The 16,356-nt window shown below is 65.3% G+C and carries 15 protein-coding genes; 9 read left to right on the top strand and 6 right to left on the bottom strand.

Translation table 11 applies throughout. The features are described 5' to 3' along the window. Positions 1-26 precede the first annotated feature (26 nt). From rapZ to JOE41_RS00360, 9 genes are all read left to right on the top strand, one after another. Positions 27-950, top strand: coding sequence for an RNase adapter RapZ (gene rapZ, locus JOE41_RS00320; RefSeq protein ID WP_011691929.1), 924 nt, complete (start codon positions 27-29; stop codon positions 948-950). Beyond that, entirely contained in the window at positions 950-1,969 is a 1,020-nt protein-coding gene (gene yvcK / locus JOE41_RS00325; protein WP_011691930.1) for a uridine diphosphate-N-acetylglucosamine-binding protein YvcK, read from the top strand. Before rapZ ends, yvcK begins: the two co-directional genes overlap by 1 nt. A gap of 9 nt (positions 1,970-1,978) precedes the next feature. Beyond that, entirely contained in the window at positions 1,979-2,959 is a 981-nt protein-coding gene (gene whiA, locus JOE41_RS00330) for a DNA-binding protein WhiA (protein ID WP_011691931.1), read from the top strand. Between the two features lie 182 nt (positions 2,960-3,141). Continuing rightward, a complete protein-coding gene (locus JOE41_RS00335) occupies positions 3,142-3,765 on the top strand; it encodes a superoxide dismutase (protein WP_043430683.1) in 624 nt (207 codons plus the stop codon). A 275-nt stretch (positions 3,766-4,040) separates the two neighbouring features. Further along, positions 4,041-5,051, top strand: a complete 1,011-nt coding sequence (gene gap, locus JOE41_RS00340) for a type I glyceraldehyde-3-phosphate dehydrogenase (protein ID WP_209750295.1) — start codon at positions 4,041-4,043, stop codon at positions 5,049-5,051. Positions 5,052-5,061: 10 nt separating this feature from the next. Beyond that, positions 5,062-6,288 (top strand): phosphoglycerate kinase, encoded by a 1,227-nt coding sequence (pgk, locus tag JOE41_RS00345; protein WP_209750297.1) that lies wholly within the window; start codon positions 5,062-5,064, stop codon positions 6,286-6,288. An 80-nt stretch (positions 6,289-6,368) separates the two neighbouring features. Then, the gene (tpiA, locus tag JOE41_RS00350; RefSeq protein WP_209750299.1) at positions 6,369-7,184 is read left to right on the top strand and encodes a triose-phosphate isomerase; all 816 of its coding nucleotides are present in this window, start codon (positions 6,369-6,371) and stop codon (positions 7,182-7,184) included. A gap of 49 nt (positions 7,185-7,233) precedes the next feature. Then, positions 7,234-7,491 carry a preprotein translocase subunit SecG gene (gene secG, locus JOE41_RS00355; protein WP_011691936.1) on the top strand — a complete coding sequence of 86 codons (258 nt, stop codon included), beginning with the start codon at positions 7,234-7,236 and terminating at the stop codon, positions 7,489-7,491. A gap of 145 nt (positions 7,492-7,636) precedes the next feature. Next, positions 7,637-8,014, top strand: coding sequence for an RNA polymerase-binding protein RbpA (locus tag JOE41_RS00360; RefSeq protein WP_011691937.1), 378 nt, complete (start codon positions 7,637-7,639; stop codon positions 8,012-8,014). On the opposite strand, the gene pgl is transcribed toward JOE41_RS00360, so the two are convergent. From pgl to tkt, 6 genes are all read right to left on the bottom strand, one after another. Continuing rightward, positions 7,985-8,803: a 6-phosphogluconolactonase gene (gene pgl, locus JOE41_RS00365; RefSeq protein WP_011691938.1), complete on the bottom strand. Its 819-nt coding sequence runs from the start codon at positions 8,801-8,803 to the stop codon at positions 7,985-7,987. The two genes, JOE41_RS00360 and pgl, sit on opposite strands and share 30 nt — an antisense overlap. Then, the gene (locus tag JOE41_RS00370; protein ID WP_011691939.1) at positions 8,793-9,734 is read right to left on the bottom strand and encodes a glucose-6-phosphate dehydrogenase assembly protein OpcA; all 942 of its coding nucleotides are present in this window, start codon (positions 9,732-9,734) and stop codon (positions 8,793-8,795) included. Before JOE41_RS00370 ends, pgl begins: the two co-directional genes overlap by 11 nt. Beyond that, positions 9,731-11,293: a glucose-6-phosphate dehydrogenase gene (gene zwf, locus JOE41_RS00375; protein ID WP_011691940.1), complete on the bottom strand. Its 1,563-nt coding sequence runs from the start codon at positions 11,291-11,293 to the stop codon at positions 9,731-9,733. The genes JOE41_RS00370 and zwf overlap by 4 nt, the downstream gene beginning before the upstream one ends. 15 nt (positions 11,294-11,308) lie before the next feature. Next, on the bottom strand, positions 11,309-12,946 hold the full coding sequence (locus JOE41_RS00380) for a glucose-6-phosphate isomerase (RefSeq protein WP_209750301.1): 1,638 nt from the start codon (positions 12,944-12,946) through the stop codon (positions 11,309-11,311). A 6-nt stretch (positions 12,947-12,952) separates the two neighbouring features. Beyond that, complete coding sequence (tal, locus tag JOE41_RS00385) at positions 12,953-14,068, bottom strand: transaldolase (protein WP_209750303.1); 1,116 nt, start codon at positions 14,066-14,068, stop codon at positions 12,953-12,955. 63 nt (positions 14,069-14,131) lie between these two features. Further along, positions 14,132-16,249: a transketolase gene (tkt, locus tag JOE41_RS00390; RefSeq protein WP_043429756.1), complete on the bottom strand. Its 2,118-nt coding sequence runs from the start codon at positions 16,247-16,249 to the stop codon at positions 14,132-14,134. Positions 16,250-16,356 lie beyond the last annotated feature (107 nt).

Consider the following 16,356-nt stretch of genomic DNA (forward strand, 5'->3'; position numbering starts at 1 on the left):
TACATAGCAGGAATGGGGCTTTACTCATGGCAGAGTCAACGGCAGGATCCGAAGCGGAACAGGACGGCATGACGCCCGTCAGGCCCGTTGAAGCGGAACTGCTCGTGGTGACGGGTATGTCCGGGGCGGGGCGCAGTACCGCTGCAGACGCCCTTGAGGACCATGGCTGGTATGTCGTTGAGAACCTTCCGCCGCAGATGCTCGGCACCCTGGCCGAACTCGTGTCCCACGCCCCGCAGTCCATCCCCAAGCTCGCCGTGGTGGTTGATGTGCGCAGCACCGCGCTCTTCGCCGACATCCGGGCGGCGCTGAAAACCCTTGAAGCCAGCGGCGTTACGTTTCGTGTCCTGTTCCTGGACGCCAACGACGACGTCCTGGTGCGCCGGTTTGAGCAGGGCCGCCGTCCGCATCCACTCCAGGAAGGCGGGCGGATCCTCGACGGCATCGCCTCGGAGCGCGATTTGTTGCATGAACTGCGGGATTCCGCGGACATCGTGCTGGACACATCCGAGTTCAACGTCCACGCCCTTGCCACCGCCATCACGGAGCTTTTCAGCGAAACAGGTCCGGTCGCCCTGCGGCTGAACGTCATGAGCTTCGGCTTCAAGTACGGGCTGCCGGTGGACGCGAACTTTGTGGTCGATGCACGCTTCATCCCGAATCCGCACTGGGTCCCGCAGCTTCGTCCGCACACCGGCCTGGACAAGGACGTGAGCGACTACGTCCTCGAGGCCGAAGGCGTCAAGAGCTTCGTAGACCGCTACGTGCTGGCCATTGAGCCGGTCCTGGACGGGTACCGCCGCGAAAACAAGCACTACGCCACCATTGCCGTGGGCTGCACCGGGGGCAAGCACCGCTCCGTGGCCGTCGCCATGGAACTTTCAAAGAAGCTGGCGCAATACCCCCGTGTCACGGTGACCACCACCCATCGGGACCTGGGCCGCGAGTAATGGGACTGCTTACCGGGCCGCTGCCCCTGGTTCCGCCGGCCGCCGGCACCGGCGGCGGGCAGCTGGACAAAGGACCTTCCGTCGTCGCCCTCGGCGGCGGTCACGGGCTGTCCGCTTCGCTGTCCGCCCTTCGGCTGCTGACCTCCGAACTGACAGCCATCGTCACCGTAGCGGACGACGGCGGGTCTTCCGGCCGGCTGCGCGAGGAGTACGGCGTCCTTCCGCCCGGCGACCTGCGGATGGCCCTCACGGCCCTTTGTGACGACACCGACTGGGGACGGACCTGGCGGGACGTCATGCAGCACCGGTTCAAGCCGGGGGCGGGCCGGGGTGGCTCGCTCGACGACCACGCCATGGGCAACCTGCTCATCGTCACGCTCTGGGAACTGCTGGGCGACACTGTGGGCGGCCTGAAATGGGCTGGTGCCCTGCTCGGCGCACGCGGACAGGTCCTGCCCATGTCCGGCGAGCCGCTGACGATCGAGGGCGACGTCAGGGTGCCCGGCCCCGACGGAACCTACAGACTGGAGACCGTCAGGGGGCAGGCCAAGTGCGCCGTGGCAGGTTCGCTGGAAAGCGTCCGGCTCCTGCCGGAGTCGGCGCATGCCTGCGTCGAAGCCCTGACGGCCATCGAACTGGCCGATTGGGTCATCCTGGGCCCGGGATCCTGGTACACGTCCGTACTGCCGCACCTCCTGCTGCCGGAGATGCGGCAGGCTCTTTCAGACACGCCTGCCAAACGGTGCCTCACGATGAACCTGGCCACGGACACCAAGGAGACGTCCGGCATGTCCGCTGCCGACCACCTGCATGTGCTGCGCAGCTACGCGCCCGACTTCAGTATCGACGTCGTGCTCGCGGACCCTGTGTCCGTGCCGGACGTCGAAGAGTTCAAACGGGCCGCCGGGATGCTCGGGGCCGAGGTGGTGTTGGGTAAAGTAGGGGCGTCGAGCCGCCGTCCGATCCACGACCCCCTGCGTCTGGCAACGGCGTACCACGATATTTTCGGGAACAGTTAGGAAGGTGCCATGGCACTGACGTCATCAGTCAAAGAAGAACTGTCCCGCCTGGACATAAAGAAGTCCTCGGTCCGCAAGGCAGAAGTCTCTGCGATGCTCCGATTCGCCGGCGGACTGCACATCATTTCCGGCCGGATCGTGATCGAGGCCGAGGTTGACCTCGCCTCCACGGCACGCCGCCTCAGGGCCGCGATCGCCGAGGTGTACGGCCACCAGAGCGAGATCATCGTCGTCTCCGGCGGCGGGCTCCGCCGCGGCAACCGGTATGTGGTGCGGGTGGTGCGCGACGGCGAAGCCCTCGCCCGCCAGACCGGGCTGCTGGACGCGCGCGGCCGCCCGGTTCGCGGGCTGCCGTCGGCAGTGGTCAACGGTTCCGCCGCCGACGCCGAAGCCGTGTGGCGCGGCGCCTTCCTCGCCCACGGATCGCTGACCGAGCCGGGCCGGTCCTCCGCCATGGAAGTGACCTGCCCCGGGCCCGAGTCGGCCCTGGCGCTGGTGGGCGCGGCCCGACGCCTCGGCATCCAGGCCAAGGCCCGCGAAGTCAGGGGAGTGGACCGGGTGGTCATCCGGGACGGCGATACCATCGCAGCCCTGCTCACCCGGATGGGTGCTCATGACGCGCTCATGGTCTGGGAAGAACGCCGCATGCGCAAGGAAGTGCGGGCGACGGCGAACAGGCTGGCCAACTTCGACGACGCCAACCTGCGCCGCTCGGCCCAGGCAGCTGTTGCCGCCGGCGCCCGCGTGGACCGTGCACTGGAGATCCTCGGCGACGACGTCCCCGACCACCTTAAGTACGCGGGTGAACTCCGCGTCGCCCACAAACAGGCGAGCCTGGACGAACTTGGCCGGCTGGCTGATCCGCCCATGACCAAGGATGCGATCGCCGGCAGAATCCGCAGGCTCCTGGCGATGGCCGACAAACGCGCATTGGACCTGGGGATCCCCGGGACCGAGGCCAATGTGACGCCGGAAATGCTGGACGAGTAACGGTCCCCCTAGAATCAAGACCGGGTAACGGAAATACCTCGCGGCGGCCGGAGGTTGTGCCCCAAGGGAGCCACCGCTCCGCCTGGATACCGTCCCCCTAGATTTCCGGATGACCAGTCATCCGGATGCACAATCCGAGAGTTACCAAACCGGACAACCTGTCCACGACATTGGAGGATTTTGTGACCGAGTACGTACTGCCTGAACTCAGCTACGACTACGCAGCGCTGGAGCCCCACATCTCCGCTCGCATCATGGAGCTGCACCACAGCAAGCACCACGCTGCCTATGTGACCGGTGCCAACAACGCGCTGGCCCAGCTGGCTGAGGCACGCGAAAAGGGCGACTTCGCCAACATCAACCGGCTTTCGAAGGACCTGGCTTTCCACACCGGCGGCCACGTCAACCACTCCGTGTTCTGGAACAACCTGTCCCCGGACGGCGGCGACAAGCCCGAGGGTGAGCTGGCCGCAGCCATCGATGACGCGTTTGGTTCCTTCGACGCCTTCCGTGCGCAGTTCACCGCCGCCGCGCTGGGCCTGCAGGGTTCCGGCTGGGGATTCCTGGCCTACGAACCCATCGGCGGAAACCTCGTCATCGAGCAGCTCTATGACCAGCAGGGCAACGTTGCACTCGGCACCACGCCGCTGCTGATGCTCGACATGTGGGAGCACGCCTTCTACCTGGACTACGTCAACGTCAAGGCCGACTACGTCAAGGCGTTCTGGAACATCGTGAACTGGGCCGACGTCGCCAAGCGCTTCGACGGCGCACGCAAGAACGCCACGGGTCTCATCACCCTGTAGTGCCGTTCAGGTGTGACGGGCGAGACATCACCCTGTAACAAACTTCACATTTAGTCCGTTTCGGGCCGAATCGTGGACGGTCCGCCCCCGCACTTGCGGGGGCGGACCTTCTTAAACGTAAGATGGATCACGGAAGGCGGTTAGCCTTCAGCAATGTGGCTGGTCGCCCTCCGATCTGGTAATCATCTCTGCCCAATGGCGTGCGGGATCTGTTAGTTGGCTTGAACGCCCGCTTAACTAGTTGTGCTTCAACAAGCACCAAGGAGACTGAAAAAGTGACGACCCGTATTGGTATCAACGGCTTTGGCCGCATTGGCCGCAATTACTTCCGTGCTGCACTGGCACAGAGCGCTGACCTCGAGATCGTTGCAGTCAACGACCTCACCAGCCCCGAAGCGCTGGCCCACCTCTTCAAGTACGACTCCGTAGGCGGCCGCCTCAAGGAGACCATCGAGGTCAAGGACGGCAACATCGTCGTCAACGGCAACGTCGTTAAGGTTCTCGCCGAGCGCGACCCCGCGAACCTCCCCTGGGGAGAGCTGGGCGTTGACATCGTCATCGAGTCCACCGGCTTCTTCACCAAGGCCGCTGCCGCCAAGAAGCACCTCGACGCCGGCGCCAAGAAGGTCCTGATCTCCGCCCCGGCTTCGGACGAGGACATCACCATCGTGATGGGCGTCAACCACGAGCTTTACGACAACGCCAAGCACCACATCATCTCCAACGCATCCTGCACCACCAACTGCCTCGGCCCGCTGGCCAAGGTCGTCAACGACGAGTTCGGCATCGAACGCGGCCTCATGACGACGGTCCACGCGTACACGGCCGACCAGAACCTGCAGGACGGTCCGCACAACGACCTCCGCCGTGCCCGCGCCGCCGCCATCAACATGGTCCCCACCTCCACCGGTGCGGCCAAGGCAATCGGCCTGGTGCTTCCGGAACTCAAGGGCAAGCTGGACGGCTACGCCATCCGCGTCCCCGTCCCCACCGGCTCCGCCACCGACCTCACGGTCACCGTTTCCCGTGAGACCACCGTTGAGGAAGTCAACGCAGCCCTGAAGAAGGCATCCGAGTCCGAGGCGCTCCAGGGCTTCCTGACCTACACGGATGAGCCGATCGTCTCATCGGACATCGTGGGCGACCCGGCGTCGTCGATTTTCGACTCCGGCCTGACGAAGGTCATCGGCAACCAGGTCAAGGTTGTTTCCTGGTATGACAACGAATGGGGCTACTCGAACCGCCTGGTCGACCTCACGGAGCTCGTCGCATCCAAGCTGGGCTAGGGTTAGACACATGACATTCCACACCCTCAACGAACTGATCGCTGATGGTGTCCGCGGGCGGTACATTCTGGTCAGAAGTGACCTGAATGTGCCGCTCGACGGCTCTGAAGTGACTGACGACGGCCGCATCAAAGCGTCCTTGCCAGTACTGACGAAGCTCACGGACGCCGGTGCCCGCGTGCTGGTCACAGCCCACCTCGGACGCCCCAAGGGCGCCCCGGAGGAAAAATACTCCCTCAAGCCTGCCGCCACGCGGCTGGCCGAGCTGGCTCCCTTCAAGGTCACCCTGGCCGGAGACACCGTCGGTGCCTCGGCAAAGGAGCATGCCGCTGCCTTGCAGGACGGCGAAGTCCTGGTCCTTGAAAACGTCCGTTTCGATGCCCGTGAGACCAGCAAGGACGACGCCGAGCGCGGCGCCTTCGCGGACGAACTGGTGTCGCTGACGGGGGAGAACGGCGCGTTCGTGGATGACGCCTTTGGCGCCGTCCACCGCAAGCACGCAAGCGTGTACGACGTCGCCACCCGGCTCCCGTCGTACCAGGGCGACCTTGTGCACACCGAAGTGGAGGTGCTCCGCAAGCTCACAACTGAGACCCAGCGGCCTTACGTGGTGGTGCTCGGCGGCTCCAAGGTCTCGGACAAGCTCGCGGTCATCGATAACCTGATCGGCAAAGCCGACACCATCCTGGTGGGCGGCGGCATGCTGTTCACGTTCCTGGCAGCTGACGGCCACAAGGTCGCCGGCAGCCTGCTCGAAGAAGACCAGATCCCCGTGGTCCAGGACTACCTGAAGCGCGCGGCGGACGCAGGCACCGAGTTCGTCGTGCCCACGGACGTTGTGGTGGCTGCCAAGTTTGCCGCTGACGCTGACCACGAGACGGTCAGGGCCGACGCCATCGAAGGCAGCAGTTTCGGCGCGCAGGGCATCGGCTTGGACATCGGACCCGAATCGGCGGCGGAATTCGCCAACCGGATCAAGGGCGCCAAGACAGTGTTCTGGAACGGCCCCATGGGCGTCTTCGAATTCGACGCCTTTGCCGGCGGCACCCGTGCCATTGCGCTGGCCCTCACTGAAGCGGATGCCTTCACCGTGGTCGGCGGCGGTGACTCCGCAGCTGCTGTCCGCACCCTGGGCTTCGCCGACGACCAGTTCGGCCACATCTCCACGGGTGGTGGCGCCAGCCTGGAATACCTCGAAGGCAAGGAACTGCCGGGCCTTAGCGTCCTGGACCGCTAGATCCTCCAGCCGGCAGGGCACCGCACTGAAAAGTCGGGGCCCTGCCGGCTGTTCACATCACAAGCACTTTTGGAGAACACGTGACTACGTCAACGAATGGCAAGTTCGACCGCACGCCCCTCATTGCCGGCAACTGGAAGATGAACATGGACCACGTCCAGGGCATCACGCTGCTGCAGAAACTGGCCTGGACCCTGTCCGACGCCAAGCATGATTACAGCCGCGCCGAGGTAGCTGTCTTCCCGCCTTTCACCGACCTTCGCGGCGTCCAGACCCTCGTCCAGGGCGACGAACTGGAAATCGTTTACGGCGGCCAGGACCTTTCGCAGTTCGATTCCGGTGCCTACACGGGTGACATCTCCGGCCAGTTCCTGAACAAGCTGGGCTGCAAGTACGTCCTGGTCGGCCACAGCGAACGGCGCACCATCCACAACGAGACCGACGAGGTCCTCAACGCCAAAGTGAAGGCCGCCTACCGCCACGGAATCACCCCGGTGCTCTGCGTCGGTGAAGGCCTCGAGATCCGGCAGGCCGGCACGCACGTCCAGCACACCCTTGACCAGCTCCGTGCCGACGTCGAAGGCCTCAGCGCCGACGAAGCAGCCGAACTTGTGGTCGCGTACGAGCCCGTCTGGGCCATCGGCACCGGTGAAGTAGCAGGTCCGGAGGATGCACAGGAGATGTGCGCCGCCATCCGCGCCGAGCTCACCACCCTGTTCGGCGACGAGGTTGCCGCCAAGGTCCGTCTGCTTTACGGCGGTTCGGTCAAGGCCAACAATGCGGCCGCCATCCTGAACGAACGCGACGTCGACGGCGTGTTGGTGGGCGGCGCCAGCCTCGATCCCGCCGAGTTTGCTAATATTGTCAGGTTCGAGAGTCACCTGCTGACGGATTAGTCCGGACACAGCCTTGACCTCCGCAATCATCAACTTCTGAAAGGCCGTCGTGGACGTTCTTCATGTCATTCTGCAGATCCTCCTGGGCATCACCAGCCTCCTGCTGACGCTGCTCATCCTGCTCCACAAGGGACGGGGCGGCGGTCTGTCGGACATGTTCGGCGGAGGCATGAGCTCGGGCCTCAGCTCGTCCGGTGTGGCGGAGCGCAACCTCAACAGGTTCACGGTCATCCTGGGCGTCACCTGGGGAGTCGTCATCATCGCACTCGGCCTGCTGATGCGCTTCTCCGGGGGCGGCGACTCCTAGCAGTCCGGCCGAAACGTGCCGGGACGGGATTTTCCCCGGAATTTACACGCCCGGTACTAACGGCCCTGCCGCCGTCGGGAACTCCGCACTAAACTGTGGCTGTTGGCTTCCAACAACCGGTCAGTCGAGTAGCCAGGAGTTCCCGATGGTGCATGCTGCTTCAGGGTTCCGGGGAACCCGTGTGGGGGTGGCCGAAGGGTCAGCCCCGAAAATTCAGCCTAACGACGTTGTCGGTGAACGCTTGCCGCGTATTCGTGTTTCCTATTGGTGCGCCAAAGGACACGAGACGCGGCCTGTTTTCATTAAGCTACCGGAGGACCAGATCCCCGTGGTCTGGGACTGCCGCCGCTGCGGAGGGACTGCCTCACGGGACGAGTCCCGCGTCGAGCTGCCGCATCATGCCGACGAGGGCTACAAAAGCCACCTTGAGTACGTTAAAGAGCGACGCTCCAGCCAGGACGCCGAAGACGTACTGGCCGGAGCGCTGGAACGGCTACGAGCCCGCGGGACCTTTACGGACTAGTTGCTCGGGAACCCTTGACGCGGCGTTCTCATCGATCAGCCACAGCGTCCGTGAGCGGCCCGTAGGTCCCGCCGCGGGGACCTGCACGGGGTTTGCACCTGCCAGGGCAAGGCCCACGGCACCTGCCTTGTCCTCGCCCGCAACGACCATCCAGACCTCACTTGCCGTGTTGATCGCCGGCAAAGTCAGCGAAATCCGTTCGGGCGGCGGTTTCGGCGAATTCCGGACGCCCACAACCGTGAGCTCTTTTTCCCGGATGCCTGCCTGTTCGGGGAAGAGTGAGGCCACGTGGGCATCCGGGCCCACGCCAAGGAGGACCACGTCGAACCGGGGAAGCGTCCCCGGGTTCTCGGGACGGTCATCGGACATGTCCGCGGCATGCTCGGCTGCAGCTGCTTCGGCCAGACGGCGTGCGTAGTCAGCGGCAGCGTCCTCCGGACTGTCGAAGTGGTCCGTGGAGCCGGGTTCATGCACCCGTTCCGGGTCCACGGGGATGTGCGACAGCAGCGCTTCATGCGCCTGGAGGGTGTTGCGGTCGCTGTCTGAGCTGGCGACAAAGCGTTCGTCGCCCCACCAGAAGTTGACCTTGGACCAGTTCACTGCCGGAGCCGCGGCCGAGTCAGCAACCGCCCTGAGGGTTCCGATGCCCACAGTCCCGCCCGTGAGCACCACCGTTGCCTCACCGTGTTTGTCCTGAACATCCACGAGTTTGGTGATGAGCCGCGCTGCAATGGCAGCCATCAATACTGATGAGTCAGGGTGGATGCTTACTCTGGGATCAGCGCTCACTGGGACGGACACTCCTTAGATTTGTACGGGGCAGTCCAATAGTAATCACTTCGCCGAAGACTTCGTCGGGATCCAGCCGCCGCAGTTCTTCGGCGAGGCAGTCCCTGAGGCTGCGGCGCGGCAGCGAGATGCGCTGGGCGGGCTGGCCCGGCTGCGTCAGTTCAGCCACGGACAATCCCGGACGGAACAGCTGGACGTCGCCGCTGGCGCGGCTCAGCCGGACGCGCCGGATGCCGGTCCCGGCGGGATCTGCCACGATGGTCACCGGGGCATCGAGGGCCAGTGTCAGCCACGCTGCAAGAAGGAGGGTACTGGGGGAGTCCGAGGCGCCTTCCACGGCGACGGCCGTGACAGGCGACGAGTCGACCTGGTCCAGGACAGCGGCCAGCTGGATCCGCCAGTTGGTGAGGCGGGTCCAGGCGAGGTCGGTGTCGCCGGCCTTGTATGTATTCCGGATGTTGTCCAGTGCCTTCTGCGGGTCCTCCTCGTTGGCGGAGTCGGTGATGCGGCGGTGCGCGATGCGTCCGATGGAGGTCTCACAGGCGCTCTTGGGCGCACCGTGAGGCCACCAGGCCACAATCGGAGCGTCGGGGAGCAGGAGGGCGGCAACGAGCGACTCGCTTTCCTCGGCGAGCTCACCATAGCCGCGGAGTACGATCACTTCGGACGCGCCGGCGTCGCCGCCCACGCGGATCTGGGCGTCCAGCCGCGTGGGGGCCTGGGCACCGGCATCGGCGAGGACGATGATCCGGCAGGGGTGTTCCCGGCTGGCTTCGTTGGCCGCTTCAATGGCCTCTTCTTCCAGCCCGGACTTGGTGACCACCACGAGGGTGAGCACCCGTCCGAGGGCGATCACGCCGCCCTGCTCGCGCAGGGACATGATCTTCTTGGAGACCTTCGAGGTTGTTGTGTCGGGAAGATCTACGATCATGGCCTTCTCCAGGTTCGTCCGTCGCGGGCAAGCAGCTCGTCCGCCGAGGCGGGGCCCCAGCTTCCGGGGGCGTAGGGCTCAGGTTGTTCGCCCAAACTTGCCCAGTACTCTTCAAAGGGATCCAGGATCTTCCAGGACAGTTCCACCTCCTGGTGCCGCGGGAACAGCGGCGGTTCGCCCAGCAGGACGTCCAGGATGAGCCGCTCATAGGCTTCGGGGCTGGACTCGGTGAACGAGTGCCCGTAGCCGAAGTCCATCGTGACGTCGCGGACTTCCATCTGCGTCCCCGGAACCTTCGAACCGAAGCGGATCGTGGCGCCCTCGTCAGGCTGCACGCGGATCACCACGGCGTTCTGGCCGAAGTCGTCCTCGCCGTGATCGCGGAACAACAGGTTGGGGGCGCGCTTGAAGACGACTGCGATTTCCGTCACGCGGCGTCCCAGCCGCTTGCCGGCACGCAGGTAGAACGGCACACCGGACCAGCGCCGGGTGTGGATATCCACCCGGATGGCGGCGTAGGTTTCCGTGGTGGAGTCGGCAGGGATGCCTTCCTCCTCCAGGTACCCAAGAACCTGCTCGCCGCCCTGCCAGCCGCCGGCGAACTGACCGCGCGCTGAATGGGTGGAGAGATCGTCCGGGAGCTTGACCGCAGCCAGGACCTTTTCCTTCTCGGCACGAAGGTCATCGGCGTTGAAGGAAATGGGTTCCTCCATGGCCGTCAGCGCCAGGAGCTGCAGCAGGTGATTCTGGATGACGTCGCGGGCCGCGCCCACGCCGTCGTAGTAGCCTGCCCGGCCGCCGGTCCCGATGTCCTCGGCCATGGTGATCTGGACGTGGTCGACATAGTTCGCGTTCCAGAGCGGTTCGAACAACTGGTTCGCGAAACGCAGCGCCAGGATGTTCTGGACCGTTTCCTTGCCCAGGTAGTGGTCGATCCGGAAGACAGCATCCGGCGGGAACACCGACTCCACGATGTCATTAAGCTGCCGGGCGGACTCGAGGTCGTGCCCGAACGGCTTCTCGATGACCACACGGCGCCACTTGTCACCCTCAGCCTGGGCCAGGCCGTGCTTCGACAGCTGGCGGCAGACCTGTTCGAACGCCTTCGGCGGAATCGACAGGTAAAACGCGTGGTTCCCGCGCGTACCCCGCTGCTCGTCCAGTTCATCGATCGTGTCACCGAGCCGCTCAAAGGCGTCGTCGTCGTCGAACTCTCCCTGGACAAAACGGATGCCCTCGGACAGCTGATTCCACACTGCCTCGTCAAACGGGGTCCGGGCGTAGGCCTTAACGGACTCCTTGACCTCGGCGGCGAAATCCTCGTTTTCCCACTGCCGCCGGGCGAAGCCCACCAGGGCAAAGCTCGGCGGCAGCAGGCCCCGGTTGGCCAGGTCGTAGACGGCAGGCATGAGCTTCTTGCGGGCAAGGTCGCCGGTCACTCCAAAGAGGACCAGCGAGGAGGGGCCGGCGATGCGGTTTAGCCGGCGGTCCCGGGGATCCCGCAACGGGTTGCGGCCCCGCCCGGCTGACTTCCTGCTGCCGTTTTCAGTTTCTGGCATGGTTGGTTCGGTGCCTTAGCTTTCAGTGTGGGATGCTGCCTGGCCGGCAAGCTCTGAAACGATATCCTGCAGCTGCTTGACGCCTGAGGCGCGGTCAGTGAGGTGCAGGCGGAGGACCGGACGTCCGTGGTCGCTGAGAACCTGGGCGTCACCGGCGGCCTGCGCCGAGATCAGCTCACCGAACGTGAACGGCCGCTCCGGGATAGACAGATCCGTTGCGGACTCGGCAGTGACCTGCAGGAACACGCCGATGGCGGGTCCGCCCTTGTGGAACTGGCCGGTGGAGTGCAGGAACCGCGGGCCCCAGCCGAACGTCACAGGACGTCCGCTGACTGCTGCGAGCTGGTCGCGGACACCTTCAAACGGAGCATTTGCCAGCCGGTCGAAGTAGGCCTGGACGCTGAGGTAGCTGTCGTCGGCGAGCTGGGCGAGCAACGCGGACACTGCGGCAGACGCCGTCGAGGCATCTCCCAGCCAGTCGCCGCCGCGGACCTCAATGGCGCCGTCAACGAAGTTGGCGGGAGTCGGTTCCGGCTGCGCGTCCAGCAGGCCGCGTGCGGCCACCTTGGCGGCTTCGACGTCGGGCTGGTCAAACGGGTTGATGCCCAGCAGGCGCCCCGCAACGGCCGTCGCGAATTCCCACACCATCATCTGCGTTGCCAGGCCCCCGGCGATGGCAACCTCGTTATCACCGAGCTGGACGTCGTCGGCGTCGGCAGCAACCAGACGCACCACCAGGATGTCGGCAGCGCCGGAGGTGACCTCCGGAGCTGACGGACCGGCGACGACCGGCAGGACTCCGGTGCCGAGCTTGCCGGTGGATTCGGCGATGAGCTGTTCGGCCCAGTCGGCGAAACCGACAATGCCGGACCCGTCTTCCGCGATGACGATCTTGTTGCGCAGCGGGTTGGTGCCGCCCAGCGCGGTCCCCAGGGCGAGGCCGATGTTTTCGGGGGCGTCCTCGTTGAGGATCTCGGCTGCTTCTTCGGCCTCGTCCAGGAACGCCTGGATGTCCACGCCGGCCAGCCCGCAGGGGACCAGTCCGAAAGCGGTCAGTGCCGAGAAGCGTCCGCCGACGTTGGGGTCGGCGTTGAAGACGGCGCGGTAGCCGGCCTCACGTGATGCCTTGTCCAGCGGCGAACCCGGGTCAGTGACGATGACGATGCGGCTCTTCGCGTCAACGCCGGCATCGGTGAAGGCCTGCTCGAAGATCCTCCGCTGGGAATCCGTTTCGACGGTGGAGCCGGACTTGGACGAAACGACAATGGCGGTTTCGGCAAGGCGGTCCACAAGGGCAGCACTGACCTGTTCGGGGTCAGTGCTGTCAAGCACAGTCAGCTCGACGCCAGCGGTGCCCGCAATGACTTCAGGCGCCAGCGAGGATCCGCCCATGCCGCAGAGGACAATCCGCGTGACACCCTCGGCCTTCAGTGCGTCGCGGAGTTCCAGGATGTCACTGACCAGAGGCTGCGAGACGGTGGCCGCCTCGACCCAGCCCAGCCGGACAGCGGATTCCTGTTCGGCGTCCGGACCCCACAAGGTGTGGTCCTTCGCGAAAATCCTGGTGGCGATGCGGTCTTCCAGCAGCGCGGGGAGGTGCTGCTCAAGTGCCTCACGGGCTGCGCCGGTGGCGTCGTAGCTGAGTGTGCTCATGATGGGTTAGGAAGCCTTCCGTGCAGAGGCCAGGGCGCCTTCGACGTCACCCAGCAGTTCCTTCCAGCTGGCCACGAACTTATCCAGGCCCTCGGACTCAAGCAGTGCCACGACGTCGTTGTAGGAAATCCCCAGCGCGTCGAGGGCGTTCAGCGTCGCGTTCGCGTCGTCGTAACCGCGGGTGACGGTGTCGCCCGTGACCACACCATGGTCGAACGTGGCGTCGAGGGTCTTCTCCGGCATGGTGTTGACCACGCCGGGTGCGACGAGTTCGGTGACGTAGAGGGTGTCCGGGTAGGCCGGGTCCTTCACGCCGGTCGAGGCCCACAGCGGGCGCTGCGGGAGGGCGCCGGCTTCGGCGAGCAGTGCCCAGCGTTCGGTGGAGAAGAGCTCCTCGTACACCTGGTATGCCAGGCGGGCGTTGGCCAGGCCGGCTTTGCCCTTGAGTGCCTTGGCTTCGTCGGTGCCGATGGCGTCGAGGCGCTTGTCGATTTCGGCGTCGACGCGCGAGACGAAGAAGGAGGCGACCGAGTGGATCTTGGAGAGGTCGTGGCCGTTGCCCTTGGCCTGTTCCAGGCCGGACTGGAAGGCGTTGATCACGGCGCGGTAGCGTTCCAGCGAGAAGATCAGGGTCACATTGACGCTGATGCCCTCGGCCAGGGTGGCCGTGATGGCCTCGAGGCCCTCGAGGGTTGCCGGGATCTTGATCAGGACGTTGTCCTTGTTGACCTTCTTGTACAGGTGCTTGGCTTCGGCGATGGTGCCCGCGGTGTCCCAGGCGAGGCGGGGATCCACTTCGATGGACACGCGGCCGTCAACACCCCTGGTTGCGGCGGCGACGGGGGCGAACAGGTCGCAGGCGTCGGCGACGTCAGTCGTGGTGATTTCGAAGACGGTCTCTTCGACGGTGGAGCCGGCTGCTGCCTGCTCAGCAATGGTGGCGTCATAGTCCGTGCCGGAGGTGATGGCGGCGTGGAAGATGGACGGGTTGGTGGTGACACCAACGACATTCTTCTCTTCGATGAGCTTGCGCAGGGTGCCGGTCTGCAGGCGGCCGCGGGAGAGGTCGTCGAGCCAGATCGAGACGCCGGCGTCCGAGAGCTGCTGGGTGGGGGTAGTCATGTCATAACTCCTGGAAATCAGGGGTTCCGGGGGCGCAACGTCCCCCGGAACCGTGGTTGTTAATCAGTTGGAGAGGCCGGCGAGGGATTCCTTGGCCGCGGCGGCAACTGCTTCTGCCGTGATGCCGAATTCCTGGAAGAGGCGCTTGTAGTCGGCGGAGGCGCCGAAGTGCTCCAGGCTGATGGAACGGCCGGCGTCGCCGACGAATTCCTTCCAGCCCAGGGCCAGGCCGGCTTCGACGGACACACGTGCCTTCACGGCCGGGGGCAGGACGGCGTCGCGGTAGGCGGCGTCCTGCTTGTTGAACCACTCCACACACGGCATCGACACCACACGGGTGGGGATGCCTTCGGCCTGGAGGGCTTCGCGGGCGTTCACGGCAAGCTGGACCTCGGAGCCGGTGCCGATCAGGATGACCTGGGCATCGGCGGTCTTGCCGTCCTTGGAAGCTTCGGCCAGGACGTAGCCGCCCTTCGCCACGCCGGAGACTGCACCGAAGGTGTCACCCTCGGCGTCGCCTTCGCCACGGGCGTAGGTGGGGATGTTCTGGCGGGTCAGGACGATGCCGGCCGGGTTCTCGTGGTTTTCGAGCATGGCCTTCCAGGCAGCGGAAACCTCGTTCGCGTCACCGGGGCGGACAACGTCCAGGCCCGGAATGGCGCGCAGGGAGGCCAGCTGCTCCACCGGCTGGTGGGTGGGGCCGTCTTCGCCGAGGCCGATGGAGTCATGCGTCCAGACGTACAGGGACGGGACGCCCATCAGTGCGCCGAGGCGGATGGCCGGGCGCTGGTAGTCCGAGAAAATCAGGAAGGTGCCGGAGAACGCGCGGGTCTTGCCGTGCAGGGCGATCCCGTTCACGATCGAGGCGGCGGCGTGCTCACGGATGCCAAAGTGCAGCACCCGGCCGTACGGGTTGCCCTTCCATGCCTCGGTGGACCGGGACGCCGGGATGAACGAAGGCGAACCTTCGATGGTGGTGTTGTTGGATTCGGCGAGGTCGGCCGAGCCGCCCCACAGTTCCGGCATGACCGGGCCGATCGCGTTCAGGACCTTGCCGGAGGCGGCGCGGGTGGAGACGTCCTTGCCTGCTTCGAACACCGGCAGGGCCGAGTCGAGCTCCACCGGGAGTTTGCGTGCCTCGACGCGTTCCAGCAGCGCGGCGGCGTCAGGGTTGGATGCCTGCCACGCTTCGAAGGAGTCCTGCCATTCGCTGCGGGCGGCTGCACCGCGGTCCACGACGGCGCGGGCATGGGCCAGCACCTCTTCGTCAACTTCGAAGGTCTTCGCGGGGTCAAAGCCCAGGACACTCTTCAGCGCGGCGACTTCTTCGGCACCCAGGGCGGAGCCGTGGATCTTGCCGGTGTTCTGCTTCTTCGGCGCCGGGTAGCCAATGATGGTGCGCAGTGAGACGATGGAGGGCTTGGAGGTCTCCGCCTTCGCGGCGAGGAGGGCGGCGTACAGTTCCTGCACGTCTTCCTTGTATTCGCCGGTTTTCGTCCAGTCCACGCGCTGGACGTGCCAGCCGTAGGCTTCGTAGCGCTTGAGGACGTCCTCGGTGAAAGCGACGTCGGTGTCGTCCTCAATGGAGATGTGGTTCTCGTCGTACACAACGACGAGGTTGCCGAGTTCCTGGTGGCCGGCCAGCGAGGAAGCCTCGGAGGTCACGCCTTCCTGGAGGTCGCCGTCGGAGGCAATGACCCAGATGGTGTGGTCGAACGGCGACGTGCCGGCGGGAGCATCGGCGTCGAACAGGCCGCGTTGGCGGCGCTGGGAGTAAGCGAAACCGACCGAGGACGCCAGGCCCTGGCCCAGCGGGCCGGTGGTGATTTCCACACCGGCGGTGTGCTTGTACTCCGGGTGTCCCGGTGTCAGCGAACCCCAGGTCCGCAGCGCCTTCAGGTCCTTCAGTTCCAGCCCGTAGCCGGAGAGGAACAGCTGGATGTACAGCGTGAGGGAGGTGTGGCCGGGGGAGAGGATGAACCGGTCGCGGCCGATCCAGTCCGGGTTCTTCGGGTCGTGGCGCATCAGCTTCTGGAAGAGAAGGTAGGCGGCCGGGGCGAGGCTCATCGCGGTGCCCGGGTGGCCGTTGCCTACCTTTTCGACCGCGTCCGCGGCCAGAATGCGGACCGTGTCAACGGCTCGCTGGTCCAAACTGGTCCATGACAGTTCTTGCTCTTCCAAATGTGGCACGAAAACCGGGCCCCTCTCTGTGCTGACGGCAGGTGGTACGAACAGGCCGGAGCGGGGACACACATAATGGCGCCCGCTGCGGTTAGTACCAGCCGTTC

The sequence above is a fragment of the Arthrobacter sp. PvP103 genome (assembly GCF_017833075.1).
In the GTDB taxonomy this organism is placed as follows: domain Bacteria; phylum Actinomycetota; class Actinomycetes; order Actinomycetales; family Micrococcaceae; genus Arthrobacter.

What these genes read in the sequence shown, in the direction of transcription:
- tal (WP_209750303.1), bottom strand. Translation starts at nt 14,068, where the DNA reads ATGACTACCCCCACCCAGCAGCTCTCGGACGCCGGCGTCTCGATCTGG.
- rapZ (WP_011691929.1), top strand. Translation starts at nt 27, where the DNA reads ATGGCAGAGTCAACGGCAGGATCCGAAGCGGAACAGGACGGCATGACG.
- pgk (WP_209750297.1), top strand. Translation starts at nt 5,062, where the DNA reads ATGACATTCCACACCCTCAACGAACTGATCGCTGATGGTGTCCGCGGG.
- JOE41_RS00370 (WP_011691939.1), bottom strand. Translation starts at nt 9,734, where the DNA reads ATGATCGTAGATCTTCCCGACACAACAACCTCGAAGGTCTCCAAGAAG.
- JOE41_RS00360 (WP_011691937.1), top strand. Translation starts at nt 7,637, where the DNA reads ATGGTGCATGCTGCTTCAGGGTTCCGGGGAACCCGTGTGGGGGTGGCC.
- JOE41_RS00380 (WP_209750301.1), bottom strand. Translation starts at nt 12,946, where the DNA reads ATGAGCACACTCAGCTACGACGCCACCGGCGCAGCCCGTGAGGCACTT.
- yvcK (WP_011691930.1), top strand. Translation starts at nt 950, where the DNA reads ATGGGACTGCTTACCGGGCCGCTGCCCCTGGTTCCGCCGGCCGCCGGC.
- zwf (WP_011691940.1), bottom strand. Translation starts at nt 11,293, where the DNA reads ATGCCAGAAACTGAAAACGGCAGCAGGAAGTCAGCCGGGCGGGGCCGC.
- whiA (WP_011691931.1), top strand. Translation starts at nt 1,979, where the DNA reads ATGGCACTGACGTCATCAGTCAAAGAAGAACTGTCCCGCCTGGACATA.